We start from the raw sequence: 3,648 nt of genomic DNA, 5'->3' as shown, positions 1-3,648 counted from the left end.
CCGTTAAAGTAAATAATGGTGGTTACAGCATCCGAGTGAAGGCTTCACCCGCTCCAATTGAACCCAAAGTTTTTCAGTTAGAAGCCATTAAAACAAAAGCAAATAACAATAATGAATTTGATACGGCAGGCAGTGAAACAGGTACGGCTCATTTAGCAACGATTCATGTTAATGCTGATCATGGCGAAAATTTAACAACCGAAGGTTCTGGCTTATATACAGCGAAAGCGACCACCGCCTCTACGGGCTTAGCGTTAAGTTTGAAAGAAACACCTCAGCTGGTCAGTGTCATCACCAACCAACAAATGAAAGACCAGAACCTCACCCAATTAACCGATGTTGTCAGTCAAACAGCAGGACTCTCTATTAAACAAGGTGGCAATATTGGTAGTGATAACTCACCTATTTACGCTCGTGGCAAAGAAGTAGATAGCTATTTACTCGATGGCGTGAAGCTCATGAGTTCATATGCAAGTATTTTCCAGAGTCAGGACATGGCTTTATTTGACCGTGTCGAAGTCGTGCGAGGTGCAAATGGCTTAATGACAGGTGCTGGCAGTGCAAGCGCAAGTATTAATCTGGTCCGAAAAAAACCATTACAGGACTTTAAGGCTTCGGTGAGTGCTGACATTGGTTCATGGGATTCTTACCGTACCGATATTGATGTTTCCACACCTCTTAATGAATCAGGAAGTATTCGTGGTCGTACTCTTTTTGCCTATCAAAAGTCAGACTCTTATATCGACCGCTACAACGAAGAACGTAAAGTGGCTTATGCCGTAGTAGAAGCTGATTTAACTGAACAAACCAAAGCAAGTTTGGGTGCAAGTTACCAACAAATCGATTTGACTGGTGTCGCTAGAGGTGGTTTACCCAGCTTTTATACAGATGGCACACCGATTAACTGGTCCCGTTCAGATTCAGCGGCAGCAAGTTGGACAGGTTCAGACCGCTCAACGACATCTTACTTTGCTGATATTGAACACCAGTTTAATGACCGCTGGAAATTAAAAGGTGTGGTGTCTAGAACCATTACAGATTCGGATGAAATTGTAGGTTATACCTTCTCAAGTAAAGGGATTGATAAAGCTACTGGTAGTGGAGCGATGTTATATGCAACCCGTTGGGATTATCGCCCTACTCAAGACTTGTTCAATTTAACTTTGAATGGTTCATTTGATTTGTTTAATCAAACTCATGACGTGGTTTTAGGTACGACTTACACAAAAAGTAAAAATAAACGTCCTACCTATTCAGGCTGGAATAATGGAATGACATGGGATGGAACTCTAAAAAATATTTTTGCTTGGGATGGTAGTACACCTAACCGCCCCGAAACAAAAATAGATGGCTGGTACAGTGGCGATGATCGTAGCCAATCTATTTTTGGTGCTGTTCGTCTTAAAGCAACCGACAATCTTGCAGTCATTTTAGGCACTCGAATTGAAGACTGGGAGCGCGTAACAGGTAACCATTCAAATGCTGATAATAAGACCACATACACAACACAAAAAGAAAGTGGCAAGGTAATTCCTTATGTGGGCATTACCTATGATTTCACTGACAACTGGACTGCTTACGCAAGCTACACCAATATTTTTTCACCACAAGATAAGAAAGCTGTTACAGGCGAATACATAGACCCATTAATAGGCAATAGTACCGAGCTGGGTATTAAGGGTGAGTTTTTTGATAATCAGTTAAATGTTGGCGCTGCTATTTATCAAACTAAAGAGGACAATACAGCGATTGCATTAGCAGATGTATTTGCCCCAGATGGTTCGCAAGCCTATCGAACAGAATCTGGCACCAAAAGCCGCGGCTTTGAAATTGAAGCGACAGGTAAATTGACTGATTTATGGCAAGTTTCCACAAGCTTTAGCCGTAACTTATCAAAAGATAGCCAAGACAACCGATTAAATACCGGCGTGCCAAATAATACAGCCAAACTGTTTACCACCTACACCTTGCCTTATCTTGATGAAGCCCTGACCATTGGTGGCGGTGTTCGTTGGCAAAGCGAAATTTATGAAAAAAATGCGGTCTCTGCAACGGGTAGATTTACTCAAGAAAGTTACGCTTTGGTCGACTTAATGGCACGTTATAAGGTCAACAATAATCTAATGCTCAACTTTAATGTTAATAACTTATTTAATGAGAAATACCATTTAGCCACCACAAATAGCTATTACGGCGCTCCGACTAATTTCCGAGTGGGTGTTAAATATGAGTGGTAAATAAATTACTCGACTATTAAAGACCTTACTTCAGAGGTAAATAATGTTCTTCTGAAGTAAGTCTAAGCTGGCTTAATAAATTGGAATGGAATATTTTTTGGCTAAGCTCAGGCTATAATATTAGACATGCTCTATTATTTTATTTAATTCTCCTATGAAGAATGCATTTTCTGACAGCAAACAAATTAGACAAGTGTCTAGTTTCCCTGAACTTGTAAATACAAAGTTCCAAGGAGAGACAAATGCGATTTGCTGGCACAGAAATTTGGTTGGCGACTTTAAAGAGATTGTGAATAAACTTCATTTAAAAGAGAATATTACAGAAGTTTCTGTTGAAGAACTTTTAGCGCTACAACTTTCTGAAAAAGGCAATCAGGCTAGAAAAACTATTTTAGAAGATATCGAACAGTTAACTGATTTCGGCGCATCGCCAGTACTTAACTTACTTAAACATTATGAACGTGATGAAGAACTAGATTTCATTTCAACCGATGTATATTCATTTCATGTTGATCGCTCACCCATTGAAACCGATACATTCTTATGTACCTATCACGGCGCTGCTAGTGATATTGTTCCCAATGATCAGGTTGAACAAAAAGTTCTAATTCCCGAAATTAGAGAAAAGCTCAAAGAATTACATGATGGCCCAGAAGCTGAATTTGAAGCTTTTTTGGCAGAGTATTTTTTTGATTTGCATTATCAGCCTAAACCCGCTGCCCAACCTGTAAATTTAGGTACGGGACATATTTGGCGTTTGGCCGTAGATCATCCAACTCAAAAGGTTTTGCCTTGTGTTCATCGAGCGCCTGTTGAAAAAGATGGTGAATATCGATTGCTGTTGATTTGTTAAATGTTTTGAGCTTAAGGTTGGATGATTAAATTTAATCTCATCCATTTAAAAAGAGTACCAAATAATGAAAACATCAGTAGATGAGAAAAGAAAAAATTTCCGTGATCTCCATAAAGACGGATGTTTTATTTTACCCAATCCTTGGGATGCAGGCAGCGCAAAGGTACTCGAACAACTTGGCTATAAAGCACTTGCAACAACAAGCTCAGGCTATGCATGGTCTTGTGGAAAGGCAGATGGTCAACTCGACAGAGATGAAACATTAGCACATTTACGTTACATGGTTCAGTCGACCAATCTTCCTATTAATGCTGATTTTGAAAGCGGATTTTCAGGTACTACACAAGGTGTTATTGAAAATGTTCTTATGGCACTAGATACAGGAATAGCTGGTATTTCTATTGAGGATTCAACTGGAAATATGGAGAAACCACTACGAGATATCTCCGATGCAATTGAAAGAATCCGAGCCGCTCGTATAGCGATCGATCAAAGCGGAACGAATACGATGCTTATAGGCCGTGCCGAAAACTTCTTTGTTGGTGTACCAGATTTAGA

3 protein-coding genes are annotated in these 3,648 nt (G+C 39.7%); all 3 read left to right on the top strand.

Annotated elements, in window-relative coordinates:
* Window positions 1–2,237: TonB-dependent siderophore receptor (locus tag UC75_RS19380; protein ID WP_228136966.1), on the top strand; the 2,237-nt coding region annotated here is incomplete at its 5' end.
* 154 nt (window positions 2,238–2,391) lie between these two features.
* Window positions 2,392–3,090 (top strand): DUF1826 domain-containing protein, encoded by a 699-nt coding sequence (locus tag UC75_RS00240; RefSeq protein ID WP_049836297.1) that lies wholly within the window; start codon window positions 2,392–2,394, stop codon window positions 3,088–3,090.
* Between the two features lie 64 nt (window positions 3,091–3,154).
* Window positions 3,155–3,648 (top strand): isocitrate lyase/PEP mutase family protein (locus UC75_RS19375; RefSeq protein WP_228136965.1); only part of this gene is annotated, 494 nt, incomplete at its 3' end.

The sequence above is a fragment of the Acinetobacter sp. V2 genome (assembly GCF_001188385.1).
GTDB lineage: Bacteria > Pseudomonadota > Gammaproteobacteria > Pseudomonadales > Moraxellaceae > Acinetobacter > Acinetobacter oleivorans.
The sequence above is the reverse complement of the archived record's forward strand: the minus strand, read 5'-3'. Positions and strand labels throughout refer to the sequence as shown.